The sequence below is a fragment of the Polynucleobacter sp. MG-5-Ahmo-C2 genome (genome assembly GCF_018687735.1).
Classification (GTDB): domain Bacteria; phylum Pseudomonadota; class Gammaproteobacteria; order Burkholderiales; family Burkholderiaceae; genus Polynucleobacter.
Genome location: NZ_CP061304.1, coordinates 1,390,508 through 1,414,558, shown reverse-complemented (window position 1 = coordinate 1,414,558; position 24,051 = coordinate 1,390,508). Strand labels below are relative to the sequence as shown.

The following is a 24,051-nucleotide window of genomic DNA, read 5'->3' as shown; positions in this document are numbered from 1 at the left end:
CCGTACATAGATCTACTATAAATAAAAATACCAACCCTGGGGCTGGTATTTTTGGCTCTTACTGGATATTTATTTGATCCAGCTAATGAAACTTTCTTTGGGTCTTCTCACCTTCTTGAGCTTAAGCAGCCAATCTTCATCAGATTTTCTGTAGCCTAGCGGGAGCATCACAACACTGCGCAACCCCGTTTCCCTGAGGTTCAGAATGGCATCGAGTGCTTTTGGATCAAATCCCTCCATTGGGGTGCTATCGACTTCTTCATAAGCAGCCGCAATTAATGCAGTACCAAGTCCAATGTAAACCTGTTTCGCAGCGTGCGTGAAATTGACTTCTGCATCTCTTGCTGGATAAGCTTTCAGAAGCATTTGACGATAAGCCGTTCCTGCCTCGCTGGTGAAGTTGCGGATTTCCTCAGTCATATCAAATGCATCATTAATACGCTCAGCCGTGTAGTTATCCCAGGCTGCAAATACAAGTAAGTGTGAGCAATCTGTAATTTGAGATTGGCCGTTAGCAATAGGTTTTATTTGTTCACGGATTTCCTGATTGGTAATTACCAGTACTTCATAGGGTTGTAGTCCGCTAGAGCTGGCCGTCAAGCGGATTGCCTCAAGAATTTGATCAACTTTCTCTTGGGGGACCATCTTTGATGGGTCCATTTTTTTAGTGGCATAGCGCCACTGCAGTTTATGAATGAGGCTCATTGATATTCCCTTATTTATATTGGAAAAGATAAGCCATTCTAGTTGAACCAGGCTTATTGATACCTATAGCGATGTTCTTAAAGAAAATAGCTTATCAGTAATAATGCTCCTTTAGAATCAGCGTGTCTAAATGACTGCTTTTCAATAAATTCTAATTTTGGGCATACATTAATCAATCTATTGCAGGAGTTCCCATGAATCAAACAATCAAGCAATTTCTCGCGCTATTGATATCGATCCTATTGATCATCGCGCCGCTCTCCAGTAATGCCTGCACTAGCTTTTTGCTAAAGGGGAGCGACAATGGATTTGTTTATGGCCGCACCATGGAGTTTGGGCTTGCTCTCAACTCTCAATTGACCGTGATCCCAAGAAATTTACCTATTGCTGGAGTTGGTGCTGATAGTAAGCCTGGGACAGGGCTCAATTGGACTAGCAAATATGCAGTGGCTGGTATGAATGGTTTAGGTATGCCGGTTTTAGTTGATGGCATGAATGAAAAAGGCCTGGTAGGTGGCTTATTGAATGCTCCCAATACCGCCGTGTATCAGGCAGTTACTCAGGCCGACTCTGCAAACAGCATTGCCTCCATCCAGATGTTGATATATGCCTTGACTAATTTTGCGACCGTTGACGAAGTGAAGACCGGATTTCAGAAGATTAAGGTCAATCGCTCTATTATTCCCGCATACAACAATCAATCGGCACCCGTCCGCATGACATTGCATGATGCTAAGGGGAAGAGCATTGTGATTGAGTATCTCAAGGGCGAACTAGTAATCACTGATAACCCAACAGGTGTGATGACCAATGACCCAGCATTTCGGGATCAATTGAACAACATTGGTAATTATGCAAATCTGACTAGTGTTGAGAAGGATCCCTTATTGATAAATGGAATACGTTTTGTACCGCCAAGCTCAGGCAGTGGTTTACATGGCTTACCTGGCGATTATTTGAGCCCCAGCCGCTTTATACGGGCTTTATTTTTGACTAAGTCTGTACCGGTAAGCTATACAACAGTACAGCAAACGAACACTGCTTGGCATATTTTAGGCAGCTTTGATATTCCGCCTGGCGCCATTAGCTTGCCTGCAACAAACGCCTATGGTGGTGGTGCCGGTGGCATTGAGATCACAGAGTGGAGTGTTGTGGCTGATAATAAAAATATGGTCTACAGCCTCAAAATGTTCGAGACTACTAATATCTATTCTTTTGATATGAAGAAAATCGATGTCAATGCAAAAGAAATTCAATATTACAAACTAGACAAGCCGCAATCCGTCATCTCAGTAAATTAATTTTCAATATGAGCCATCCACTAAATCCAATGATGCGTTACGCATTAATCCTCTTGCTTGCTATTGCGGGATTGACCGCTTGTCAATCTACTAGTCAGAATGGCAAGCCGCTGACTGAGGCTGAGATTCTTCAAAAACGTCAAGCAACAATCAAGATGGCGCAGACGGGTCTTCAGGCTCTCATCAAACAAAACCCCGCAGTTCAGAAAGAAATTTCAGCAGCACCGGGTTATGCCGTCTTTAGCACCACCAACATTAATGTGTTGCTAATTGTGGTTGCAAGGGGTGAAGGGGTTTTATATGACAAGCGTCGCAAAGAGCCTGTGTTTATGCAAGCCTTAAAAACAGGCGAGGGATTGGGTGCTGGATATCAGAATCAGTATCAGATTGTGATCTTTAAAACGACTTCAGCGATTGATCAGTTTTTATTAAGCTCAATTGATGGTCAACGGGGCGGCATAGATATTGATGCTAATTTTTCTGCAGGATCTGGCGGCACAATTCGTTCGTTTAACCCCGATATTACTTTCTACACGGTTGGGTTAGCGGGATATGATTTGCAGGCCAATTACGGGGGAACGCTATACCTTGTTGATCAGCAGTTAAATGATGCCGCTACGATGAATAGTCTGCCGAAGAAGAAGTAAAAATCTATAAAGCGGTATCCCTGACCTTTTCTACTGGTATTCCTCTATAGAAACCCTCTGTAACGAGAGTAGATTGGTAGTAGTCGTCACTACCTGAGGGGTCTATATGAGCAAGAATCCATTTGATGTGAGTGCAATACCAGGTCAGCAAAGAGCGATTGATGCTACCCAGGCTGCGGGTCGTGTCGCTTCTGAAAGTGCGCAAGCGATTGCACAAATTAATCAGCAGGCTGCCCAAGAGTTGGCTGCCCTAGTGCAGAAAAGAGTTTCTGAGCTGATGAAGACTCAGGATCCTCGAGCCGCTTTTGAATACGTACACGCCGAGGTTTTGCAGGATGCCGCTAAAGAAGTGACGCAATACCAAAATCAGTTGCTCAATGTTTTGAAAAGCGGCAACAAGGAGCTCGTCAAAATTGCAGAGGGTTTGATTCAAGAATCCAAGGCGGACTTGATTCATTTTGTAAATGACGCTACCAATAATGCGCCCATGGGGAGTGAAGCCTATGTTTCAGTATTTAAAACCTCATTTAACAATGCTTTGCAAAATTTCGAGTTAATACGCGCTGCCATGTCTGACTCCTTTGCTAACTTTGAGAAGAGCGTAGAAAACGTTAGCAATCTATCGGCATCTACAGCGGCGTCTAAAAAGAAGTCTTAGGCCTCTTAGTATTGCTGCTGAAATTGAAGGGCGGTTTTGATGGTCTGAAAATGGATATCAACAGTTGATCCAATTTCTTTTCCATAACCGCCCGCCATTGACATCGCTACAGGTATGTTTCTATCTAAGGCGTGCTGGAAAACAGCTTCATCTCTCAAGCGCATTCCATCTTTACTAACTTTGAGTCTACCCAAACGATCATCCTCGTGGGGGTCTGCTCCTGCAAGGTAAATCAGGCAGTCTGCTTGGAAGCGAGTACTCAGTACATCTAGGCATTGTGCCAATGAACTTAAGTAGGTTTGGTCATCGCATCCATCTTGAAGACCTAAATCAAGATCGCCTTGCTCCTTCTTAAAAGGGAAATTATTTTCCCCATGAATGGATAGCGTAAAGATTGAGGAATCATTTTGCAAAATTGACGCGGTGCCATTGCCCTGGTGGACATCTAGATCAATGATCGCAATTTTTAACTTAGAATTGATTTCTTTCTGCAGTGCGCGCGCTGCTATAGCAGAGTCATTGAAAACACAAAATCCACTCCCCATATCGCGATAAGCGTGGTGAGTGCCACCAGCTAGATTGACCGAGATACCTTCCTCAAGTGCGGTTTTTGCAGCAGCAATCGTTGCACCAGCAGATCGGCGAGAGCGCTCTACCATTTGCTCGCTCCAAGGAAAGCCAATCTCTCTTTGAGCTTGTGGGCTCAGCTTTCCTTCAATGATATTGATCAGATAGTTTGGGTCATGGGCATAAAGAATTTGGGTATCACTTGCCGCAGGGGCTTCTACCAACTCTATATCGGTAATGGTATTTACGAGGTCCCGTAAGCGAGAATATTTCTCCATTGGGAAGCGATGTCCCTCTGGTAGCGGCAATACAAAATGGTCGGTATAAAAAGCCTTCACACTTCGCTCGAATATTGCTGCAGGATATTCAGAGGAACAGTTTCTAAGGCTTTGATATGGGTGCTCTCTAATTTGATTAAAGGAGCGCAGTGTGCATTAACAGCCTCTACCCAGCGATTAATGCAAAGACACCACTGATCTCCAGCAACCAAACCTGGAAATTGATACTCGGGTCTGGGGGTAATAAGGTCATTACCCTTTTCAAGGCTAAATTGTAGAAATTCTTTGGTCACTACCGCGCATACTAAGTGACTACCCACATCTTCTTCATTGGTTTTGCAGCAGCCATCCCTAAAGAATCCGGTGAGTGGGTCAAAGGAGCAGGGAATCAGAGGCTCCCCAAATACGTTTAAGGCAACTTCTTTCTGCATAGCATCCTTCGATTGTGTTGTTAACAGCCAGTTTATTCAATAAGGCTTAAACTTGCTGAGCCATGAAATCACTAGAAAAACTCACACTCTTTTACGATGGCACTTGTCCCTTATGCCAAGCAGAGATTCTCTTTTTATCCAGAAGAAATCAGGCGGGCTTATTAGACTTTGTGGATATTAATTCTGAGCGCTTTGATTCTGACAAGATTGGCATCTCCTGCGAGCAGGCCTTGGCTGCGATGTATGGTCAATATGCCAATGGAGTCTTGATACAGGGAGTCACGGTTTTTCCGGAGGCATATCGTCGGGCAAATCTGCCATTTTTAGCCTGGGCATTTTCTAGAAAATCATTGCAACCAATATTGCAAGTGGGCTATCGTTTCTTTGCTAAAAATCGCCATGCAATTTCTAGCTTGTTGGGTCCGGCAGCCCTGCATTTAGTCAAAGCGACAAGCCCAAAGAGTGCTCCATGAGATTACTCAAGATTCTTATAGCGTTCTCTAGCGCTTTTATTTTCATAAGCTCCAGTGGCTTTGCCCGCGATATCACATACATCGATAGCGTTTTAAATCCGGCGAAACTACAGGGCAGTGGCAGACTCAATTGGTGGGGGTTTCATGTCTATGATGCAACGTTCTATCGAGCAGATACCCTATCTTCCCCGGAGTTTGCGTTAGATATTCGCTATCAAAAATCATTTACGGGCACTTCTATCGCCAATCGAAGCGCCGAAGAGATGAAAAAAATAGGTGTTTCTGATCACCAGGCGGCGCTATGGGGTAGAGAGCTTGCCGGTATCTTGCCAAATATTGAGTCTGGCCAGAGTTTGACGGCGATCTATACGCCAAAACTGGGAACGGTTTTTTATCATGACGGTAAGCGCATTGCTCAAATTTCTGGCGCAGAGTTCTCAAAAGCGTTCTTTGGTATTTGGTTGGATCCTAAAACGAGCGTACCCAAGTTGCGCAACGAATTACTGGGCCAAGGTTGCCCACCACCCCTTTTTAATGAGGCTTGCTAAATGAACCCCTATTTTTCTTTGAAATCTCTTGCAATGATTGCCAGCACAATCTTGCTGTTAGCTTGTTCCGGGCCTCATGTTCAGCAATATGCACATGAGAAGCCGAGCTTGGAGCTCAGTGAGTATTTTTCAGGAACCATAGATGCTTATGGAATCTTCACAGACCGCAGTGGCGAGGTAAAGAAGCGATTTACCGTTCTCATCAAAGCAGATTGGAAAGTTGTCAATGGCAAGAAGGTCGGGACCCTGGATGAAAGCTTTGATTATTCTGATGGCACCAAGCAAAAGCGTATTTGGACTTTGACTGAACAATCCCCAGGAAAATACATTGGCAGGGCAGATGATGTAGTGGGTGATGCCCAGGGTGATTTAGCTGGTAATGCCCTGAACTGGACTTACACCCTTGCTTTGCCAGTGGATGGCACGATTTATCACGTGCAATTTAACGATTGGATGTATCTCGTAAACCCCAAGGTAATGCTCAATAAGGCCAAAATGAGCAAGTTTGGCATTGAGCTTGGGGAGGTTACCCTGAGCTTTTATAAGCGCTAAGCAGACACCCTCAATTTGTGTCACACTTTCTGTGCGGCGTCATAGAGGGGGTCATAGTACCCCCAAAAAATTGAAGAACCCATGGAGACAAATATGAAGACAAATTTAAAAAAAGTTGCGATTGGTTTATCTGTATCAGGACTTTTGGCTTTAGTAGCATGCCAATCGATGGAGCAGGGCACGGGCCAAAAGGCAACTGCCAGTCTAGACTCTCGATCAGGATCTAAGGCAAAGGGTGAGGTTAATTTCACCTGGCAAGGTAATAATGTCTTAATCAATGGAAAATTTTCTGGGCTAAAGCCAAATGCGGAACAAGGTTTTCATGTTCATGAAAAAGGTGACTGTTCTGCTCCAGATGCTACCAGCGCTGGCGGCCACTTTAATCCAGAGACTAAAGCCCACGGCATGCCTAATAGCGATATGAGCCACGCTGGCGATTTGCCCAACATCAAGTCGGATGCGAATGGTGATGCTACATATACAGCGACACTGCATGGTTTTGCTGTGAATACTGGCCCCAGCGGAATTGTGGGACGTTCAGTGGTAGTGCATCGCGATCCTGATGACTACAAGTCACAACCGGCCGGTAATTCTGGGCCACGTATTGCTTGTGGCTTAATCAAGTAAGTCATCACTTAGGATACGCAGGGGCTTTCATGAGAATAGAAGATACCGATCCAGCGAGACATGCCGGGATTGAATATCCAATGGAAGTTGGAGCCCCTGTATTTGCTCCTATCAAGGTGGTTGAGGAAAAAGATAAGGCAGTGAATGTTGCGCGCCAAAATGCAAAGCAAGAGTATGAGCGCATCATGGAGCAAGCTGAGGTCTTAATGAAGCAGGCACGGGCCTTGCAAGCAAGGCTGGATGCTACCGAGATGGTGCATGGTGCGAAGTTTAGCTTCAATCCCATTCATGGAAAAATTTACCACCTGTATTACGACAGCAGGAATGCTGTCAACGTACTGATTCAGAATGGCCCAAAAGAGTGGAGTTGCGGTATCCCAGATGCATGGACTTATTCCATGGCAGTGAAAAAGTTGGGTGACAGTACTTGGGCTGTAATTGAAGAAGATGCCCTGACCGTATGATTTTCTGTTTAACCATAAAAAATAAGGTGACACGTGACAAAAGCTCGAGTTGTTAGTCTTTCTGAACTAGGTAGTGCTGACGTAATTAAGTTAATCGATAAAGAGTTGCCGCTTCCAGCGCAAGGTGAAGTGCAAATTCGTCAGACTGCTATTGGTTTTAACTTCATTGATGTATACCAGCGTTCCGGTGTTTACCCGCTTGAGCTACCTACGGGCCTTGGTCATGAGGCCGTTGGTGTCATTGAAGCCCTGGGCGATGGTGTCACGGGCCTCAAGCTTGGCGATCGTGTGATGTATATGAATGCTGGCATTGGTGCTTACGCTAGTGCCCGCAATGTTCCCGCAGATAAGTTAGTGCCGGTACCAAGCAATGTTTCTGATGAGGTTGCAGCAGCGGTGTTCTTTAAAGCAATGACTGCTCAATACCTCATTCAGAAAACCTATAAGGTAAAGGCTGGCGATATTGTTTTAGTTCATGCTGCTGCTGGTGGCGTTGGTCAAATTTTGGCTGGTTGGGCAAAGGCACTCGGTGCTTTTGTGGTTGGTACAGTGGGCTCTCAAGCCAAAGTCGGAGCAGCTAAAGAAGCAGGATGTGATGCAGTCGTTGATTACTCTCAGCCAAATTGGGTTGAGGAAGTGATTAAAGCGACTGGTGGTAAGAAGGCGAATGTGGTTTATGACTCTGTAGCTAAAACAACTTTTATGGGCTCCTTAGACTGTGTTGCGCCTTTTGGAACTCTAGCTCTATTTGGTGCGGCCTCAGGACCTGCTCCTGAGATTCAACCGGAGATTCTGAATAAGAAGGGCTGCTTATTTTTAACAAGACCTTCGGTATTTCCTCACAATGCTACACATGCATTGCTGCAAGAAAATGCAAAGGCAGTATTTGATGCAATTGCCAAGGGTTACATTAAAGTGCAAATTGGTGCGAAGTTTCCTTTGGAGCAAGCTGCAGATGCGCATCGGGCAGCTGAGGGTAGAAAGGTATCTGGCGCCATTGTCATGATTCCTTAGGCCCTCAGAGCTTCTTCATCAATATCAAAAGAGCGTAGGAGATAAGGCATGAATCGTGTTTCATTGAGAAGTTCAATTTCTACTTTTGTAGTGTCAGTAATCTTGCTATTGAGTGCTGGGAACTCACATGCCCAGACCTCAGCTACTAACAGCGTTCGAGGTAAGACAGAAATCTTGTGGCTGGGCCAGGCTGGTTTTCGGATTAAGACGCCAGGCGATAAGATTATCTTGGTTGACCCCTGGATTACTGGCGGCCCAAAGACCCCACCCCAATATAAGAATGATCTAGCTGCGATTGGCCCAGTTGACTTGCTGTTGGTTACGCACGCTCACGTTGACCACATAGGCGATGCACCTGCCTTAGCTAAGATGAATAATACAAAGCTGTATGGTCCAGCGGATATGGTGACGCCACTCATTTTTTTAGGTGTACTGCCTGCTGATTTAGGTCATCGCTTTAATAAGAGTGGAAGTGTCACTCCTTTGCCAGGCATTAAGGTGACAGCAGTGAAGGCTGAGCATTCTTCTCTATTGGTACATAAAAATCCTGAGACCCAAAAAATGGAGGCGCATCATGCTGGTGAAGCTATGGGCTACATCATTGAGTTAGAGAATGGTTTCAAGATCTGGGATATGGGTGATACAGGATTATTCGGCGATATGCAATTTATCGGTGAGTATTACAAGCCAGACTTGGTGATGATTCCGATTGGTGGCAATTTCACGATGGGCCCAGATGATGCTGCATATGCACTCCGCACTTGGGTGAAGCCCAAGATGGTCATTCCAATGCACTACAACTCCAATCCAATGGCAAAGGGTACTTTGGCAGAGTTCCAGGCGGCGATGAAGGGTAGCAATATAAAAATTATCCCTATGACTGAAGGGGAGACTGTGCAGTTCTAGGCTTGTATTCGTGAGCACTTGACTGAAAACCACCTGCGGGTGGTTTTTTATTTACCTAGCAACTCGCTTATAATTCTCTAAGCAATTGAATTAAAAGGAATTATTTCTTAAAATCCATTTTTGCTTGTTTGACAGCCCTGATGGGCTCTTGGACAATGCATGCGGTGGTTTGATTCAAGCCACAGCCTTACATGACAGCCAATATTTCCACTTCCTCTAGTAAATCTCCCTTGGTGCTTGAAGCCCGTGGGCTTTGCTGTGTCCGCGGCGAAAGAGAATTATTTGTGGGCCTGAATTTGCGCATTGCTTCTGGAGATTGTTTGCACGTACGTGGTGAGAATGGGGTTGGTAAAACCAGTCTCTTGCGCCTCTTAACTGGCTTATCAAAACCAGAATCTGGCGAGGTACTTTGGAGTGGTCAATCCATTGCAGTTGATCCTATTGCTTATCATCGTCAACTCTTATTTTTGGGCCACAGAGATGCCTTGAAAGAAGATCTCACTGCTTTAGAAAATATGCAGATGTATGCGGCACTAGATGATGTCTCTCTTTCGCAAGAAAAAGCACTGGCTGCTTTGTGGCGTTTTGGGTTACGCGGGCGTGAGAATTTACCCGTTCATTATTTATCTGCCGGACAAAAGCGACGTGTACTGATGGCGCGCATGTTAACGCGTCAGGCTAAGCTATGGATTTTGGATGAACCTTTTAATGCCCTGGACGCCCAAGCAGTTCATGAGTTGCAGAACTTAATTATTGAGCATATTACTGCTGGCGGTCTTACTGTATTGACAAGTCATCAGGAGATCAATATTCCAAATATGCAGGTATTAGAGCTATGAGAGCCTTACTTGCCATCATCCATCGCGATTTACTTTTAGTTATGCGCCGCAAGAGTGAGGTGCTGACGGCAGTCTTTTTCTTTGTGGTGGTCACCAGTTTATTTCCGCTAGGTATTGGTGCGGATGCTGTCCTATTGCGCAAAATTGCACCGGGCGTTATTTGGGTTTCTGCCTTGTTGTCGACCCTCTTGGGTTTACATCGTATGTTTGCGGCAGATTATCACGATGGCGCTTTGGAGCAATTGGCTTTATCGCCGCAACCCATGGTTTTATTGGTCACTGGAAAAATGATTGCGCACTGGATCGTATGTGGCCTACCTTTGGTGCTGCTTGCTCCAATCATTGGCATTCAGTTTGACTTAGATAGTAATTCTTTATATGTATTGATGGCTACTCTCTTATTGGGCACCCCAGTGCTATCCTTGTTAGGCTCTATTGGTGCAGCCTTAACTCTTGGGGTTCGGGGAGGGGGCGTATTGATGAGCTTGATAATTTTGCCTTTGTATATTCCGGTATTAATTTTTGGTGCTGGCGCTGTATATGCAAATAGTGTTGGCCTAGATACATCCGGCCACTTTTCCTTGCTTGGTGCTTTATTAATTTTGGCTTTAGCATTTATCCCTTGGGTAAGTAGCGCTGCTGTAAAGATTGCGATTGAATGAATCCGGTAAATAACCCCTCTTTTTCTAATAGCCGCTTGATTAACTGGTTTAAGTTATCAAGCCCAAGCACTTTTTATCCGGTTGCTGGAAAGCTGATTCCTCTTTTTTGGGTGCTGGCCGCTCTATTTGGTTTGGCCGGTCTGTGGGTCAGTTTCTTTGTTGCTCCAGTAGATGCAGTGCAGGGTCAGGGATACCGCATTATTTTTATTCATGTACCCGCCTCATGGATGTCGATGTTGATTTATCTCGTGATGGCTGCGTGGGCTGGGCTCGGTTTAGTTTTTAATACTCGCCTATCAGCCATGATGGCCCAAGCTTTAGCCCCGGTAGGTGCATGGATGGCATTTCTGTCTTTATGGACTGGAGCGTTTTGGGGAAAGCCAATGTGGGGTGCTTGGTGGGTTTGGGATGCTCGCCTGACATCCGAATTAATTTTGCTCTTCCTGTATCTGGGCTTCATTGCCTTGAGAGCGTCGATTGATGATTCTCGTCGCGCTGATAAAGCAGCCGCTATATTGGCTCTGGTGGGTGTGGTTAATGTGCCGATTATTTATTTCTCAGTCAAATGGTGGAATACCTTGCATCAAGGCGCCTCAGTTTCTTTAACAAAAGCGCCTGCAATGGCGCAGACTATGCTTTTGGGAATGCTACTCATGGCTTTATGTTTCTGGATGTACTCCATTGCGGTAGCTTTGATGCGCGTGCGAGTCATTATTCTGGAGCGTGAAGCCCACACCGATTGGGTGAGACAATTAAGCGAGGTAAAGAGCTAATGTGGAATAGTCCAGCAGAATTCTTCGCTATGGGTGGCTACGCTTTATATGTGTGGAGTAGCTTTGGTGTTTGTGCTCTAGTTTTATTACTTGAGCCTTTGCTAGTGCGCTCTCGCTTTAAGGTAGCGGTGCGTAGACTGAAGCAAGAACAATTAGCCGAGCAGTTTGATAGAGAAAGTGGTCAGTGAAGTCGAGACATAAACGTGCGTTAATCATTGTTGCTGCATTGGTAGTCATTGGAGTTGCTGCACTCTTAATTCTCAATGCACTCAATAGCAATATCGCTTTATATGTCACACCTAGTGAGGTGACTGCTGGTAAGGCGCCACCGGGCCAAGCATTTCGTATTGGCGGTATGGTGAAGGATGGATCCTTAAGGCGTGATGGCTTGACTGTGCATTTTGTCATTACCGACCTCGTCAAAGATATACCAGTTGCTTACACAGGCATTCTGCCAGATTTGTTTAAAGAGGGAAAAGGCGCTGTCATTCAAGGTCGCATGAATACCAACGGAGAATTCATTGCCAGCGAGGTTCTTGCGAAGCATGATGAGAACTATATGCCGCCTGAGGCGAAACACGCTCTAGAGCAGGCTCAAAAAAACGGAAGCAATAAATGATTCCTGAGTTTGGGCATTACGCATTAATTCTTGCGCTGTGTGTTTCTTTGATCCAAGGGGTGCTTCCTTTAGTTGGCGCACACCAGGGCCGCCGCGAGTGGCTAATGTTGGCAAGACCTGCTGCTCAAACCGTTTTCCTTCTTCTTGGGATTGCCTTTGCGATCTTGGCGTGGAGTTTTTATGTCAACGATTTTTCAGTACTCTATGTAGCTGAGCACTCTAATTCCCAATTACCGGTTGTTTATCGATTGGGCGCCGTATGGGGTGGTCATGAAGGTTCATTGCTCCTGTGGGTTTTCTTATTAAGCACTTGGACCATCATGGTTGCCCAACTCTCTAAGGCTTTGGATGAGTTTATGGTTGCGAGGGTGATTGGCGTTTTGGGCTTAGTGATTAGCGGTCTGCTACTTTTTGTTTTGACAACCTCCAATCCATTTATGCGCTTGTTTCCAGCAGCGCAAGACGGTCGATCTTTAAATCCGCTGTTGCAAGATCCTGGACTAGTATTTCATCCGCCGATGTTGTACATGGGTTATGTTGGTTTCTCGGTTGCCTTTGCTTTTGCAATCGCATCATTACTCTCCGGAAGGCTCGATGCTGCATGGGCCCGCTGGTCACGCCCTTGGACGACAGCCGCTTGGATATTTCTGACGCTTGGTATCGCTCTAGGCTCCTGGTGGGCCTACTACGAACTCGGTTGGGGTGGCTGGTGGTTTTGGGATCCTGTTGAAAACGCATCATTTATTCCTTGGTTAGTTGGCACTGCCCTATTGCATTCATTAGCAGTGACAGAAAAGCGCGGTGGCTTTAAAAGTTGGACTGTCTTGTTAGCAATTACTGCTTTCTCACTATCCCTCTTGGGAACATTCTTAGTGCGCTCTGGTGTGTTGACATCGGTACATGCTTTTGCAACTGATCCTAGGCGCGGTATTTTTATCTTAATTTTCTTGACTCTCGTAGTTGGGTCTTCTTTAGGTCTATATGCCTGGCGTGCGCCGAAAAGTTCTCTCGGCGGCAAATTTAGCCTCAGCTCAAGAGAAACTTTTATCCTTCTAGGAAATGTTTTCTTAGTTGTTTCTGCTGGTTCAGTATTGTTGGGAACTTTATATCCCTTATTAATTGATGCTCTTCATTTAGGCAAAATCTCGGTAGGACCTCCTTATTTCAATAGCGTGTTTGTACCCATCATGATTCCTTTATTGGTACTAATGGGTATTGGTCCTTGGACTAGCTGGAAAAATTCGGATCTGCTGGTGGTAATTAAGCGTTTATGGCTTGCAGGCTTGGCCGCAGTTCTTGCTGGTATTAGCATTCCTCTGATGATGGGTGAATTCACCTGGCTGGCAGGTCTTGGCTTCTTGTTGGCGTTTTGGGTGATTGCCTCTGGTTGTTTACAGATTATTCGTCAAGCAAAAGCGGGTAAGCCAACCCGTTCATTTATTGGCATGCAAGTGGCCCATCTGGGAATTGCTGTATTTGTGATTGGTGTCACTATGGTTGGCGCTTATCAAGAAGAAAAAGATGTACGTATGTCAGCGGGTGAAATCGTTTCAGTGGGTGGTTATCAAATACGGCTGCAAGATGTTAATCTAGTTCCAGGCCCAAATTACCAGGCAATGCGCGGCACTTTTTTGTTAACAAAAAATGGCATTACTCAGGCAACGCTCTACCCTGAGAAGCGCAACTACTTTTCATCAACTATGCCAATGACTGAAGCTGCTATTGATACGGGCTTAACGCGCGATATCTATGTTTCTCTGGGTGAAGAGTTGCCAGATAAGTCTTGGGCGGTCCGGGTGTATTACAAGCCCTTTGTAGACTGGATCTGGGGTGGCTGCTTATTGATGGCGCTTGGTGGCATATTAGCGATCTCTGACAAACGTTATCGCATTCAGCTGAAGAAACAAGCCTCATGAAAGCAAAGTTTTTAATTCCTCTTTTGCTCTTTATTGTCTTGGTGGTCTTCCTGGCCATTGGTTTAAATCGCGATCCGCATGAAGTGCCATCACCCTTAATCGATAAGCCGGCACCAGCATTTGAGATTGCCCAGTTATCGGAGGCGCATCAGTCTTTTTCTCCGGCAAGTATGAAGGGGCAAGTTTGGATATTGAATGTCTGGGCCTCATGGTGTGTAGCTTGTCGTGAGGAGCATCCAGTGTTGGTGGATCTCGCCAAGTCAAAGATGGCGCCTATCATTGGGCTGGATTACAAAGATCAACGGGAAGATGCTCTTGCCATGTTGGCAAAGCAGGGCAATCCTTATGTACTGTCTGCCTTTGATGCAAATGGGCGCGTCGGAATCGATTACGGTGTCTATGGTGTGCCTGAAACCTATGTGATTGATAAAGCCGGGGTGATTCGCTTTAAGCATATAGGCCCACTCACAATGGAGTTGTTAAACAAAAAGATATATCCATTGATTAGCGATCTTCAGAAACCATGAAACAGATTCTGGCGATCGCGCTCTGCATGCTTAGTTTTGGCTTCTCGTTTGCCAAAGATGCTGCGCCTTTAGCGGATGATCCTGTGACCGAGCAGCGCTTGATTAGCATTTCCGAAGAGATGCGTTGCCTGGTTTGCCAGAATGAATCTTTGGCCGGTTCTCGTTCTGATTTAGCGAATGACCTACGTAGAGAAATTCGCACCCTGATTAAAGAGGGTAAGAGTGATGAACAAATTAGAAGCTTCATGGTTGAGCGCTACGGAGACTTTGTGCTTTATCGTCCACCTATCAAGCCGACTACTTGGCTGCTTTGGATTGGCCCCTTTGTCATTCTGTTGATTGGCATACTTGGGTTGCTGACCTATTTGCGTCGGAGAAATAGTGCTGTTACTACGATTGCCTTGTCTGATGATGACAATAAAAAGATAGATGCTTTGCTTGATAACAAGAATGAGCGGGAGGCTTCATGACCAGTTTTCTGATTCCCGCCTTTCTGTTGCTAGTCCTGGTGCTGGTTCTACTATTGCGCCCATTTATTTTTCCGGCAACAGTAGAGGCAACTTCTCGCCGTCAAATGAATGCTGCTATTTATCGTGAAGAGCTCGAAAAGTTGGAGGCAGAGCGTTTAGCGGGTTCCATGAATAGCTCTGATTATGAAATTGCCCATGCTGAAATGCGTCAACGCCTCTTTCAGGATACGAATGAAGATGATGATCGCTCTGTGATGGGTTCTAGCAAGATTACTGTAATTGGTCTTTGTTTATTCATCACAGTACTCTCAGCTGGATTCTATTGGTCTTTAGGTGATGCCACTCGTCTTGTTGAGAATAATGCACAGCAGCCTATGACTCGAGAGGGTGTTGAGAAAATGGTTTCTGAATTTGCTGTAAAGATGGATAAAGATCCGTCTAATTTAAAGGGGTGGGCGATGCTGGCTCGTTCCTATCGTATCTTGGGTCGTAATGAAGATGCTGCAAGGGCATATGAGCACTCCGGTAATTTTATTGATTCAGACCCTCAGCTCTTGGCTGACTATGCTGATACCTTGGCTAGTAATGCCAATGGAAGTTTTGCCGGCAAGCCATTAAAACTCATTAACCAAGCGCTAAAGTTAGACCCTAATAATTTGATGGCCTTATGGCTTTCTGGGACCGCTTCCTATACAACTGGCGATTACAAAGCAGCTATCCAGACTTGGGAAAAACTTGCAAAACAATTGCCCCCGGGAACTGAAGAGGCACGTTCAATACAAGAATCGATTTCTGAGGCGCGATCTAAGGGAGGCCTTCCATCTACTGCTGTCGTAAATACGAAAGGTATTGCTGGCAAGATTGAGATATCTTCTGCCCTAAAGTCTAAGGTGCAATCTGGTGATCTTGTGATGGTGATTGCGCGTAAGCCTGGCGAGCGTATGCCCGTGGCAGTATTAAAGATGGCAGTCTCCGTATTTCCGATAAGCTTTTCTTTGACAGATGCTTTGGCAATGAATCCAAGCATGCCACTTTCCGGATTGTCTGAGGCTTCCATTGAAGTCAGGATCTCTAAGACTGGAATGGCAAAAGCTGAGATGGGCGATTTAATTTCATCTGCGCAAATAGTGAAGCTTGGCACAAGCAATGTTCGCTTGGTAGTCGACCAGGTACGTCAGTAAGCCTTTGTTTAACCCGGGTGGGGTTGAATCATTTGCCTAATCTTACGCTCGGGGCATAATGCAAAAAACATTAGAGACTTCTATGAAATCCCTGAAAAAACACCTATTTAATCCTATAGCTGTGTTAGCTAGCTTTCTCCTGATTCTGACTACTATTTTCGGTGTTTTATGGGTTCTGATTCCGCCTCCACCAAAAGCAATAGAAATGGCAGCCGGCTTTCCGACGGGGCTTTACTACCATTTTGGGGAGCGATTAAAGGCTGAACTTGCTGAGGATGGCATCAAACTGGATGTCATGGAAACTGGTGGAACGATTGATAATCTGAGGCTGTTGAGTGATCCAAAATCAGGAGTCGATTTTGCGATAGTGCAGGGTGGGGTAGCCGATGTTGGCAAATATCCTGACTTAATCTCCATTGCAGGTATGTTTTATGAGCCCGTTTGGGTTTGGTACCGTGAGGGAGCCTTCAAAAGTGAGGGCGGCTTAAGGGTGCTCACGCAATTGAAGGGTAAGCGCGTTTCTATTGGCAATGATGGAAGCGGGACTCTAGCCTTGAGCGATGCTTTATTAAAGATTACTGGAGTTCCATTAAGCGCAATTCACATAGAAAAATTCAAGCCAGATGAGGCTATTCAAAAACTCAACGAAGGTGAGTTGGATGTGGTCTTTATTGTTGCTGCCGCTGAGGCGCCAGTTCTCAAGAGTTTTTATGCAATACCGAATATCCGTTTAATGAATTTTGAGCAGGCAGATGCCTATACGCGTAATCTACCCTACCTGTCTAAGGTAGCTGTCCCTAGAGGTCTGCTGAGTATTGAGCATGATTTGCCACGTCAGGATATACAGGTCATTGCACCAACAGCTACCCTAGTTGCTCAAGAGAGTGTTAGCCCTGCTTTGGTATCTCTATTGTTGGGCGCTTCTTACGATATTTTGAAATCCTATTCCCGTTTACAAAAAGCGGGTGAGTTTCCCTCTGGTGCTGGCTTAGATTTTCCGTTGCATGTGGATGCAGAAATTTATTTAAAAGATGGACCTTCATTCTTGCACCGTCATCTACCATTTTGGACTGCGGTTTGGGTTGGGCGCTTCATCAAAATTGTGATTCCCCTCTTGGTAATTTTTATACCTTTATTTACTTATATTCCGGCCGCAAAGAACTTCTTTTTAAAGCTGAAGCTTGCTCAGGTTTACGAAGAATTAAAGGCCCTTGAAAAAAATGCGCTAAATCCTGAGCTGAAAGAAAAGAATTTGAAAGACCTGGAGACCATAGAGCGCCGAGTTGGAAGTATGAAGGTATCAATGATGGATGCGAAGGAGTGGTATGACCTGAAGGGGCATATTGGGGAAGTGCGGGAACGCTTAAAGTTATATAGTTAATTGGAGGCATCATGTGTAAAAAAATGAACAGCTTACTCATCGTTATTGTTGGCTTATCTATTGCTTTACCCGTATGGGCTCAGCCTTATCCTCATAAGCCCATATCCTTGGTGGTGCCTCAGGCTGCGGGTGGAACAAACGATATCGTTGCCCGTTTAATTGCCCCAGCTTTTGGGGAGGCTATTGGAAGCTCTGTTGTGGTTGAAAATAGACCTGGTGCGGGCGGCAATATTGGCACTCAGAGTGTGGCGCGTTCTGCTAAGGATGGCTACACCTTGCTCTTAACGATTAATAGTGCACAAGCGATTAATCCATCTCTCTATAAGAATCCCGGGTTTGATCCAGTAAATGATTTTGTGCCGCTGTACTATATTGGCGCCACACCCTATGTGTTGGTTTCTCCACCAGGATCCCCTTATAAGACCTTGGCTGAGGTAGTTGCTGCTGCAAAGAAGAGGCCTGGCGAACTGTCCTACGCTTCTGCTGGTAATGGCACTGTTAGCCATCTGCTTGGCGCCATGCTCAATGCTAGTGCTGGCATCGAGATGCAGCATATTCCATACAAGGGGGTTGCCCCTGCGATTAATGATGTTTTGGGTGGACAAGTGCCCTTAGCTTTTGCAAGCCTGCCATCAGCAATCAATTACATCAAGACAGGTAAGCTCCAGGCAATTGCGATTAGTTCTGCCAAGCGCTCTAGTGCCGCCCCTGAGATCCCAACGATTGCGGAAACCTATCCTGATTGTGTAGGTGAGGTTTGGGTTGCCATTTTTGCGCCTATCGGTGTGAGCACGGATGTAATTAAGAAAAATCAAGTGGCCATGGATAAGGTGATGGCAAGAGCGGATGTCCGTGAGAAATTAAATGCACAGGGTTTAGATCTGAATCCAGTGCCCCCTGCAAAGCTAGGGGTCTTGCTGAAGGACGAATTGGCTAAGTGGGCAAAAATTGTGAAAGCATCCGGCGCACAGCTAGATTAAGGCTGTGCTGATGATTGCCCTAAAATAGCTCGATGACTAATGCCTCGCTCGCCCCACTGCTGACTCCAGCTAAAGAGCTTGCGCAAGCTTTGCGCTCTCAGGGTTATGCTGTGGCATCGCCTGAAACTGTAGCTGAGATTGCTAAGGTAAAGCCGGAAAATTTACAGAAATTAACTCAGTTTTGGGAGGGTTTACCTCGCGACCCTTATTTAAAAGATGGTGGACGTTACCGCTTTCGTCGTCATGCTAGTTATGCGATTAAAGGCGACCACCTTAATTTAGTGCCCCATCGCGCACACTGGCAGTCGGTTGATTACAACGCTTTGCATGGTGGAATTGAACGTTGGTTTGAACCCATGCAAGCCGCCTTGTTAAATGATCCAGCTTGGCAATCTCTTTTGCTTGGGCTTGCTCAAGTATTGAATGGTTTAAAACCAGTGACCACTTGGTTTGTTGAAGCGCATCAATTTCGGATTGATACTACTGATGGTATTGGGCGACCAACGCCTGAGGGTGCACACCGTGATGGCGTAGATTTTGTGGCTGTATTTTTGTTGAATCGAGTTGGCATAAAAGGTGGTGAAACCAGAATATTTGATGCGCAGGGCTCTGCCGGTTTGCGCTTCACGCTAGACCAACCTTGGTCCTTATTACTCATGAATGATGAACGCATGATCCATGAATCAACCCCGATTCAGCCTGTTGGGGACTACGGTTATCGCGATACCTTGGTTTTAACCTATAGATCTACCGGCTTTCAGGATTCTCCAAATCGTGGCCAGCAGTAAGTCAGCACTTATTCTGGTTGAATGCCAGCATCCTTAATAGCCTTAGCCCATTTTGCAGTCTCATATTTAATTTTCTGGCCAAGTGCTTCCGGTGTTACTGCTTGAGTCTCGAAACCCATGGCAGAAAATCGCTCAGTAACATCTTTCGATTTTGACGCCTCATTAATCGCTTTATTGAGTTTGAGAATGGCCTCTTTTGGCATATCAGCAGGACCGAATGCGGCAAAGAAGGAGAGTAATTCATAACCCTTAATGCCAAGTGCTTCATTTACCGTGGGTAACTCTGGGATAGCGGGTGAGCGCTTGAGTGACGTTACCGCTAAACCGCGTATTTTCCCTGCTTGTACTTGTGGCAGCGAGACCCCAAAGTCGGCTGTGAACATATCGACTTGACCACCAATGACATCTGTCATGGCATTTGGGCCGCTCTTATAAGATACACCGGTCATTTTGATGCCAGCTGTAGTGGCGAGCATTTCCGAGGAAACGCGTTGAGAGGTACTTGCATAAGCAAAAGTCATTTTTTCAGGATTGGCTCTAGCAAGAGACACAAATCCATTGAGCGATTTAGCCGGCACATCATTGTTAATGGTAATGATGAGTGGTGCTGAGCCAAAGAATCCAATGGGAGTGAAAGCGGTGTCTTGGTTATAGGGTAAGTTTTTGACTAAGCTTTTTAGTGCGGCATTTGTGCTGTTGGTTCCAAATAAAATCGTGTAGCCATCTGCAGGGGCCTTGGCAACAAAATCTGCGCCAATGAGTCCATTGGCCCCAGGTCGATTTTCAATCACAACAGGCTGACCTAAAAGTTCAGACATCTTGGCTGCAAAGGCGCGACCAATTTGATCGGTTGTGCTACCAGGGGCAAATGGAACAATAGCTTTAATGGGTTTTGACGGATATACATCAGCTAAGACCAAGGTGCAGCTAAGCCCAATCAAGACTCCTACACCAAGCTTAATTAAATTACCCAAAATACGATTATTTTTCATACTGTCTCCATCCATTTTTCTAAGTGTAGTGGGTCTTGGCTTTTTAGGGCGAGTAGAATGGATTCACGTTTTTACTGACACTTTATGCGCTTTCGATCAGCTGGTTACACCCCCCTTATGCTCATGGCACAAACCTGTGCTTTATTGGGCTTTGCTTGCTACGCGGTGGTATTAACCACTTTGCAGGAAGAGTGGCATTTAACTAATTTGCAGTCCGGCTTAATTGCGAGTGCATTTTTCTTTGGCTATATGTTGGCCGTACCATTAGCTACTGCATTAACTGATCGAGTGGATGCGCGTAAGGTCTACTTGGTCGGCGGTCTCTCTGCTACCTGTGGTCTCTTGGGCATGGGTCTATTGGCATTCAACTTTTGGACTGCTTTACTGTTCATGGCCATGAATGGCGCTGGTCTTGCTGGTACTTATATGCCCGGACTCAAAATTTTGTCTGATCGTATTCAGGCTGGCGAGCTTACTCGCCACATTGCTTTCTACACAGCATTCTTTGGGATCGGTACTGGATTTTCTTATTTATGCTCCGGCTGGATCTTAAGTGCACTTGGTTGGCATTATGTATTTGGCATCATTGCGCTGGGACCTTTCACAGCCTTTTTAATTGTTCTACTTCTAATTCCACCTCTCCAGCATGAGAAATGGAAGGGGCCGATTAATATTCGCTTGCATGACATATTTCCAGTCGACAAATGGAAATCCGTATTGCAAGATAAAAAAGCATCTGGCTTTATTTTTGGTTATACCGCTCACACGATTGAGCTATTCGCCTCTAGAAGTTGGATTGTGGCTTTCTTTGCATTTTGTGCCATAGCCTCCGGAGAAGCTTTTTTCTTAGCAGCAACTACTTTGTCTGGCGTGATTAATTTCTTTGGGGTGCCTGCCTCTATTCTTGGAAATGAGATTACGCTTCGAGTAGGGCGTCAGAGGTGGATATGTATTGTGATGTTGACGAGTGCTGTCCTAGGGATTGCGTTGGCCTCTTCCACCGGGCAATCATGGTGGCTAATTATTAGCTTAGCCATTGGCCATTCTATTTTTATCATGGCGGATTCTGCAACCTTGACTGCAGGTCTGGTCATTAGCGCTAAAGAAAATATCAAGGGCGCTGCAATGGGGCTTCATTCTTTAATGGGCTTTGGAGGCGGTATGTTAGGCCCGGCTATCTTCGGCCTGGTGTTGGATATTTCAGGATCACGTTCATCTCAAGCTGCTTGGATTTGGGCGTATGCCGCCGTTGTCATCTGGGGTGTTCTATTTGTTCTATATGAGCGTCGTAATGGCTGGGTGGGTAAAGCAGCTGAATGAGTAAGACTTTGACTTGTTATCACTGCTCGAGCGTCATTGCGCCTGGCGAGTTAATTGAAGCAGACCTAGCTGGCGGAAGCCGTTCATTTTGCTGCCCGGGCTGTATGGCAATTGCCCAAACGATTCATGGTGAAGGATTGGAGGTTTTTTACGCGAGACGTGTTCAATCGAGCGATAAGCCTGCTGCCTATCTTGCCCTTAATGAAATTCCAGAAAAGCTCAAGCCCTACGATGATCCTTCGCTGTTAGGACGTTTTACCAGACCGTATGGCGATACTAGTGATCTAGAAACAACTTTACGTTTAGAAAAAATTCGATGCGCAGCATGTGTCTGGTTATGTGAGCAACATTTGCGACGTATTGACGGTGTCAAAGATGTGCAGATTAATTATGTGACGCAAAAAGTGATTGTGCGATTTACGCCAACTAAAACAAGCTTGGCAAGATTACTTTTTGAAATCGAGCGAGTGGGTTATGAGGCCTGGCCTTTTGAGCCTTCCTTGGCGCTAGATAAAGCGAAAAAAGAAAGACGGCAATTACTCACGAGATTGGGTGTGGCTATGCTGGGCATGATGCAGGTCATGATGTATGCCTGGCCCACTTACGTTGGTGCAGACATTACTCCAGAATTTGACTTGCTATTAGGTTGGACGAGTTGGGCGTTGACGGTACCAGTGATGGTGTATTCAGCGGGACCAATATTCCAAGCAGCCTGGCGAAGTGTGCAGTCTTTTAGACAAACCAAAATGCTGGGTATGGATGTTCCCATTGCGATTGCCTTGGCCTTGGCATTTATTGCTGGCACGATTAATTTAGTAAGGGGTTCAGGTCAAAGTTATTTTGATTCGATCACGATGTTTGTGGCATTTATTTTGGCCGCTCGTTATGTTGAGCTGCTTGCAAGACAAGATGCGCAAGGTGGAGCAGAAGCATTAGCAAAACAATTGCCTGCTACCTGTGAGCGTGCGCTGTATTACCCCGCATCCCAAGAGATTGAAGTCGTGCCTGTAGTGAATTGCAAGCCAGGAGAAGTACTTCGTGTTTCGCCTGGTGAGGTTGTGCCTGCCGATGGTATTTTGATTGAAAACCCAAGTGCGCTTGATGAATCTTTGCTGACTGGAGAATCAAAGCCTGTAGAGAAAAAGATTGGCGATCGCTTATATGCTGGAACGCACAATATTCTCAATCCACTATTGATGAGAATTGAGGCGGTAGGGCAGTCTACTCGTATTGCAGGGATTGCTTCGCTGCTAGATCAAGCGCTATTGGCAAAGCCGGTGATGGTGGGTCTTGCTGAGAAGTGGGCAGCATACTTTGTTGCATTTTTATTGCTGAGTGCTTTTATATCGTCAGCAATTTGGTTGTACTTTGATCCGAGTCAAGCATGGACTGTTTTGGTTTCCGTCTTGGTGGCAAGTTGCCCTTGTGCTTTATCACTTGCTGTACCAACTGCGATGGCAGCAGCACAAGGTGCGGTGACTAAATTAGGTTTACTGATAGTGCGTGGACATGTTCTCGAGGGTTTAGTTAAGACTACCGATCTTGTATTAGATAAGACTGGCACTTTAACAATGGGTCAGCCAGAGCTACAAGAGGTCATCAATTTACGTGCCGGCTATCGTCGTGAAGATGCGCTTGCATTAGCTGCTGCATTGGAAGCTGGCCAAAGACATCCCTTAGCCCTCTCTTTAATGCGCGCAGTACAAACGGAAGGTTTAACGCTCCCAACTCTTAGCAATCCTGTTGAGAATCAACTGGGTAAGGGCTTAAGCTCAGGCACATATCGCTTGGGAAGTGCAGCCTGGTTAGGCGTTCAGCAGGATGGGCGAGTAGGGCAGTATGGTCAAGTACATTTGATTGATGAGCAAGGGCTTATTGCGAGTTTTATTTTTTTGGATACGCCAAGACCTGGGCTTGATCAGTTTTTAAAAGTAGTGAAGTCTAGAAAAATCACTGTGCACTTAGTTTCAGGCGATGATCCGGCAACTGTTGCTTGGTGGGCACAGCATGTTGGCATTGAAAGCTATCAAGGCGGCTGCACTCCTGAGGATAAATATACCTATATTGAAAGATTGCAAAAAGATAAGCACTTTGTCTGGGCAATTGGCGATGGCGTGAATGATGCGCCCTTATTGGCACGTGCCGATATTTCAGTTGCGGTAGGTGCCGGAGCGCCTTTGGCATCGGCGGGTGCGGATGCCATTCTGACTTCGGTATCTTTAGAGCCCTTAGCAAAAACTTTGCGACTGGCTGATAAAACGCAGGCCATTATTAAAGAAAATCTATTGTGGGCCCTTGTTTATAACTTGCTCGCTATTCCGGCTGCCATGATGGGCCTAGTTAATCCTTGGGTCGCTGGCATTGGGATGTCTCTATCCTCCCTTGCCGTGACTCTAAATGCCTGGCGTTTGCGAAAAGCTTAGACTATAGGG

The 24,051-nt window shown here is 45.6% G+C and carries 28 protein-coding genes; 24 read left to right on the top strand and 4 right to left on the bottom strand.

Annotated features, from left to right (window positions below; all coding sequences use genetic code 11):
- Nucleotides 1-69 precede the first annotated feature (69 nt).
- Complete coding sequence (locus C2740_RS07325) at nt 70-705, bottom strand: NAD(P)H-dependent oxidoreductase (RefSeq protein ID WP_215292770.1); 636 nt, start codon at nt 703-705, stop codon at nt 70-72.
- 194 nt (nt 706-899) lie between these two features.
- Between C2740_RS07325 and C2740_RS07320 the strand changes: the two genes are divergently transcribed.
- The 3 genes from C2740_RS07320 to C2740_RS07310 all read left to right on the top strand — a co-directional run bounded on the left by C2740_RS07320 (nt 900) and on the right by C2740_RS07310 (nt 3,311).
- A complete protein-coding gene (locus tag C2740_RS07320; RefSeq protein WP_215292768.1) occupies nt 900-2,006 on the top strand; it encodes a linear amide C-N hydrolase in 1,107 nt (368 codons plus the stop codon).
- A gap of 8 nt (nt 2,007-2,014) precedes the next feature.
- Nucleotides 2,015-2,653, top strand: coding sequence for a hypothetical protein (locus C2740_RS07315; protein ID WP_251369622.1), 639 nt, complete (start codon nt 2,015-2,017; stop codon nt 2,651-2,653).
- Nucleotides 2,654-2,759: 106 nt separating this feature from the next.
- Entirely contained in the window at nt 2,760-3,311 is a 552-nt protein-coding gene (locus tag C2740_RS07310; RefSeq protein WP_215292766.1) for a phasin family protein, read from the top strand.
- A gap of 5 nt (nt 3,312-3,316) precedes the next feature.
- Here C2740_RS07310 and C2740_RS07305 read toward each other — a convergent pair whose 3' ends face one another.
- Both C2740_RS07305 and C2740_RS07300 read right to left on the bottom strand, forming a co-directional pair.
- Nucleotides 3,317-4,216, bottom strand: coding sequence for a histone deacetylase (locus C2740_RS07305; RefSeq protein WP_215292764.1), 900 nt, complete (start codon nt 4,214-4,216; stop codon nt 3,317-3,319).
- The gene (locus C2740_RS07300) at nt 4,213-4,587 is read right to left on the bottom strand and encodes a DUF2237 family protein (protein WP_215292763.1); all 375 of its coding nucleotides are present in this window, start codon (nt 4,585-4,587) and stop codon (nt 4,213-4,215) included. Before C2740_RS07300 ends, C2740_RS07305 begins: the two co-directional genes overlap by 4 nt.
- Nucleotides 4,588-4,649: 62 nt before the next feature.
- On the opposite strand from C2740_RS07300, the gene C2740_RS07295 reads away from it, so the two are divergent.
- From C2740_RS07295 to C2740_RS07205, 19 genes are all read left to right on the top strand, one after another.
- Complete coding sequence (locus C2740_RS07295; protein ID WP_215292761.1) at nt 4,650-5,060, top strand: thiol-disulfide oxidoreductase DCC family protein; 411 nt, start codon at nt 4,650-4,652, stop codon at nt 5,058-5,060.
- Nucleotides 5,057-5,608 (top strand): chalcone isomerase family protein, encoded by a 552-nt coding sequence (locus tag C2740_RS07290; protein WP_215292759.1) that lies wholly within the window; start codon nt 5,057-5,059, stop codon nt 5,606-5,608. The genes C2740_RS07295 and C2740_RS07290 overlap by 4 nt, the downstream gene beginning before the upstream one ends.
- Complete coding sequence (locus tag C2740_RS07285) at nt 5,609-6,160, top strand: DUF3833 domain-containing protein (protein WP_215292757.1); 552 nt, start codon at nt 5,609-5,611, stop codon at nt 6,158-6,160. It abuts the gene before it with no gap.
- A gap of 93 nt (nt 6,161-6,253) precedes the next feature.
- Nucleotides 6,254-6,787, top strand: a complete 534-nt coding sequence (locus tag C2740_RS07280) for a superoxide dismutase family protein (protein WP_215292755.1) — start codon at nt 6,254-6,256, stop codon at nt 6,785-6,787.
- A 29-nt stretch (nt 6,788-6,816) separates the two neighbouring features.
- On the top strand, nt 6,817-7,251 hold the full coding sequence (locus C2740_RS07275; RefSeq protein WP_215292753.1) for a DUF2452 domain-containing protein: 435 nt from the start codon (nt 6,817-6,819) through the stop codon (nt 7,249-7,251).
- A gap of 33 nt (nt 7,252-7,284) precedes the next feature.
- Nucleotides 7,285-8,265 carry a quinone oxidoreductase gene (locus C2740_RS07270; protein WP_215292751.1) on the top strand — a complete coding sequence of 327 codons (981 nt, stop codon included), beginning with the start codon at nt 7,285-7,287 and terminating at the stop codon, nt 8,263-8,265.
- A 48-nt stretch (nt 8,266-8,313) separates the two neighbouring features.
- Nucleotides 8,314-9,171, top strand: a complete 858-nt coding sequence (locus C2740_RS07265) for a metal-dependent hydrolase (protein ID WP_215292749.1) — start codon at nt 8,314-8,316, stop codon at nt 9,169-9,171.
- Between the two features lie 191 nt (nt 9,172-9,362).
- Nucleotides 9,363-10,010, top strand: a complete 648-nt coding sequence (gene ccmA, locus C2740_RS07260; RefSeq protein WP_215292747.1) for a cytochrome c biogenesis heme-transporting ATPase CcmA — start codon at nt 9,363-9,365, stop codon at nt 10,008-10,010.
- Nucleotides 10,007-10,672, top strand: coding sequence for a heme exporter protein CcmB (gene ccmB / locus C2740_RS07255; protein ID WP_215292745.1), 666 nt, complete (start codon nt 10,007-10,009; stop codon nt 10,670-10,672). Before ccmA ends, ccmB begins: the two co-directional genes overlap by 4 nt.
- Complete coding sequence (gene ccmC / locus C2740_RS07250; RefSeq protein ID WP_215292743.1) at nt 10,669-11,445, top strand: heme ABC transporter permease CcmC; 777 nt, start codon at nt 10,669-10,671, stop codon at nt 11,443-11,445. Before ccmB ends, ccmC begins: the two co-directional genes overlap by 4 nt.
- Nucleotides 11,445-11,633 (top strand): heme exporter protein CcmD, encoded by a 189-nt coding sequence (gene ccmD, locus C2740_RS07245; protein WP_215292741.1) that lies wholly within the window; start codon nt 11,445-11,447, stop codon nt 11,631-11,633. The genes ccmC and ccmD overlap by 1 nt, the downstream gene beginning before the upstream one ends.
- Nucleotides 11,630-12,064 carry a cytochrome c maturation protein CcmE gene (gene ccmE, locus C2740_RS07240; RefSeq protein ID WP_215292739.1) on the top strand — a complete coding sequence of 145 codons (435 nt, stop codon included), beginning with the start codon at nt 11,630-11,632 and terminating at the stop codon, nt 12,062-12,064. Before ccmD ends, ccmE begins: the two co-directional genes overlap by 4 nt.
- Nucleotides 12,061-13,980 (top strand): heme lyase CcmF/NrfE family subunit, encoded by a 1,920-nt coding sequence (locus C2740_RS07235; protein ID WP_215292737.1) that lies wholly within the window; start codon nt 12,061-12,063, stop codon nt 13,978-13,980. Before ccmE ends, C2740_RS07235 begins: the two co-directional genes overlap by 4 nt.
- The gene (locus C2740_RS07230) at nt 13,977-14,507 is read left to right on the top strand and encodes a DsbE family thiol:disulfide interchange protein (RefSeq protein ID WP_215292735.1); all 531 of its coding nucleotides are present in this window, start codon (nt 13,977-13,979) and stop codon (nt 14,505-14,507) included. Before C2740_RS07235 ends, C2740_RS07230 begins: the two co-directional genes overlap by 4 nt.
- Entirely contained in the window at nt 14,504-14,977 is a 474-nt protein-coding gene (locus C2740_RS07225) for a cytochrome c-type biogenesis protein (protein WP_215292733.1), read from the top strand. Before C2740_RS07230 ends, C2740_RS07225 begins: the two co-directional genes overlap by 4 nt.
- Complete coding sequence (ccmI, locus tag C2740_RS07220) at nt 14,974-16,158, top strand: c-type cytochrome biogenesis protein CcmI (protein WP_215292731.1); 1,185 nt, start codon at nt 14,974-14,976, stop codon at nt 16,156-16,158. The genes C2740_RS07225 and ccmI overlap by 4 nt, the downstream gene beginning before the upstream one ends.
- A gap of 82 nt (nt 16,159-16,240) precedes the next feature.
- Nucleotides 16,241-17,539, top strand: a complete 1,299-nt coding sequence (locus tag C2740_RS07215) for a TAXI family TRAP transporter solute-binding subunit (protein WP_215292729.1) — start codon at nt 16,241-16,243, stop codon at nt 17,537-17,539.
- 23 nt (nt 17,540-17,562) lie between these two features.
- Nucleotides 17,563-18,519 carry a tripartite tricarboxylate transporter substrate binding protein gene (locus C2740_RS07210; RefSeq protein WP_251369621.1) on the top strand — a complete coding sequence of 319 codons (957 nt, stop codon included), beginning with the start codon at nt 17,563-17,565 and terminating at the stop codon, nt 18,517-18,519.
- A 32-nt stretch (nt 18,520-18,551) separates the two neighbouring features.
- Nucleotides 18,552-19,307: a 2OG-Fe dioxygenase family protein gene (locus C2740_RS07205; RefSeq protein ID WP_215292725.1), complete on the top strand. Its 756-nt coding sequence runs from the start codon at nt 18,552-18,554 to the stop codon at nt 19,305-19,307.
- Between the two features lie 8 nt (nt 19,308-19,315).
- Here the strand turns inward: C2740_RS07205 and C2740_RS07200 are convergent, their stop codons facing one another.
- Complete coding sequence (locus C2740_RS07200) at nt 19,316-20,299, bottom strand: tripartite tricarboxylate transporter substrate binding protein (protein WP_215292723.1); 984 nt, start codon at nt 20,297-20,299, stop codon at nt 19,316-19,318.
- 123 nt (nt 20,300-20,422) lie between these two features.
- On the opposite strand from C2740_RS07200, the gene C2740_RS07195 reads away from it, so the two are divergent.
- Nucleotides 20,423-21,619, top strand: a complete 1,197-nt coding sequence (locus C2740_RS07195) for an MFS transporter (RefSeq protein WP_251369620.1) — start codon at nt 20,423-20,425, stop codon at nt 21,617-21,619.
- On the top strand, nt 21,616-24,042 hold the full coding sequence (locus C2740_RS07190; protein WP_215292719.1) for a heavy metal translocating P-type ATPase: 2,427 nt from the start codon (nt 21,616-21,618) through the stop codon (nt 24,040-24,042). The genes C2740_RS07195 and C2740_RS07190 overlap by 4 nt, the downstream gene beginning before the upstream one ends.
- The last annotated feature ends 9 nt before the right edge of the window (nt 24,043-24,051 follow it).

Bases quoted from the DNA above. Each gene is read 5' to 3' on its own strand.
- C2740_RS07325 (WP_215292770.1), bottom strand. From the start codon at position 705: ATGAGCCTCATTCATAAACTGCAGTGGCGCTATGCCACTAAAAAAATG.
- C2740_RS07320 (WP_215292768.1), top strand. From the start codon at position 900: ATGAATCAAACAATCAAGCAATTTCTCGCGCTATTGATATCGATCCTA.
- C2740_RS07315 (WP_251369622.1), top strand. From the start codon at position 2,015: ATGAGCCATCCACTAAATCCAATGATGCGTTACGCATTAATCCTCTTG.
- C2740_RS07310 (WP_215292766.1), top strand. From the start codon at position 2,760: ATGAGCAAGAATCCATTTGATGTGAGTGCAATACCAGGTCAGCAAAGA.
- C2740_RS07300 (WP_215292763.1), bottom strand. From the start codon at position 4,587: ATGCAGAAAGAAGTTGCCTTAAACGTATTTGGGGAGCCTCTGATTCCC.
- C2740_RS07295 (WP_215292761.1), top strand. From the start codon at position 4,650: ATGAAATCACTAGAAAAACTCACACTCTTTTACGATGGCACTTGTCCC.
- C2740_RS07290 (WP_215292759.1), top strand. From the start codon at position 5,057: ATGAGATTACTCAAGATTCTTATAGCGTTCTCTAGCGCTTTTATTTTC.
- C2740_RS07285 (WP_215292757.1), top strand. From the start codon at position 5,609: ATGAACCCCTATTTTTCTTTGAAATCTCTTGCAATGATTGCCAGCACA.
- C2740_RS07280 (WP_215292755.1), top strand. From the start codon at position 6,254: ATGAAGACAAATTTAAAAAAAGTTGCGATTGGTTTATCTGTATCAGGA.
- C2740_RS07275 (WP_215292753.1), top strand. From the start codon at position 6,817: ATGAGAATAGAAGATACCGATCCAGCGAGACATGCCGGGATTGAATAT.
- C2740_RS07265 (WP_215292749.1), top strand. From the start codon at position 8,314: ATGAATCGTGTTTCATTGAGAAGTTCAATTTCTACTTTTGTAGTGTCA.
- ccmA (WP_215292747.1), top strand. From the start codon at position 9,363: ATGACAGCCAATATTTCCACTTCCTCTAGTAAATCTCCCTTGGTGCTT.
- ccmB (WP_215292745.1), top strand. From the start codon at position 10,007: ATGAGAGCCTTACTTGCCATCATCCATCGCGATTTACTTTTAGTTATG.
- ccmC (WP_215292743.1), top strand. From the start codon at position 10,669: ATGAATCCGGTAAATAACCCCTCTTTTTCTAATAGCCGCTTGATTAAC.
- ccmD (WP_215292741.1), top strand. From the start codon at position 11,445: ATGTGGAATAGTCCAGCAGAATTCTTCGCTATGGGTGGCTACGCTTTA.
- C2740_RS07235 (WP_215292737.1), top strand. From the start codon at position 12,061: ATGATTCCTGAGTTTGGGCATTACGCATTAATTCTTGCGCTGTGTGTT.
- C2740_RS07230 (WP_215292735.1), top strand. From the start codon at position 13,977: ATGAAAGCAAAGTTTTTAATTCCTCTTTTGCTCTTTATTGTCTTGGTG.
- C2740_RS07225 (WP_215292733.1), top strand. From the start codon at position 14,504: ATGAAACAGATTCTGGCGATCGCGCTCTGCATGCTTAGTTTTGGCTTC.
- ccmI (WP_215292731.1), top strand. From the start codon at position 14,974: ATGACCAGTTTTCTGATTCCCGCCTTTCTGTTGCTAGTCCTGGTGCTG.
- C2740_RS07215 (WP_215292729.1), top strand. From the start codon at position 16,241: ATGAAATCCCTGAAAAAACACCTATTTAATCCTATAGCTGTGTTAGCT.
- C2740_RS07210 (WP_251369621.1), top strand. From the start codon at position 17,563: ATGAACAGCTTACTCATCGTTATTGTTGGCTTATCTATTGCTTTACCC.
- C2740_RS07205 (WP_215292725.1), top strand. From the start codon at position 18,552: ATGACTAATGCCTCGCTCGCCCCACTGCTGACTCCAGCTAAAGAGCTT.
- C2740_RS07200 (WP_215292723.1), bottom strand. From the start codon at position 20,299: ATGAAAAATAATCGTATTTTGGGTAATTTAATTAAGCTTGGTGTAGGA.
- C2740_RS07195 (WP_251369620.1), top strand. From the start codon at position 20,423: ATGGCACAAACCTGTGCTTTATTGGGCTTTGCTTGCTACGCGGTGGTA.
- C2740_RS07190 (WP_215292719.1), top strand. From the start codon at position 21,616: ATGAGTAAGACTTTGACTTGTTATCACTGCTCGAGCGTCATTGCGCCT.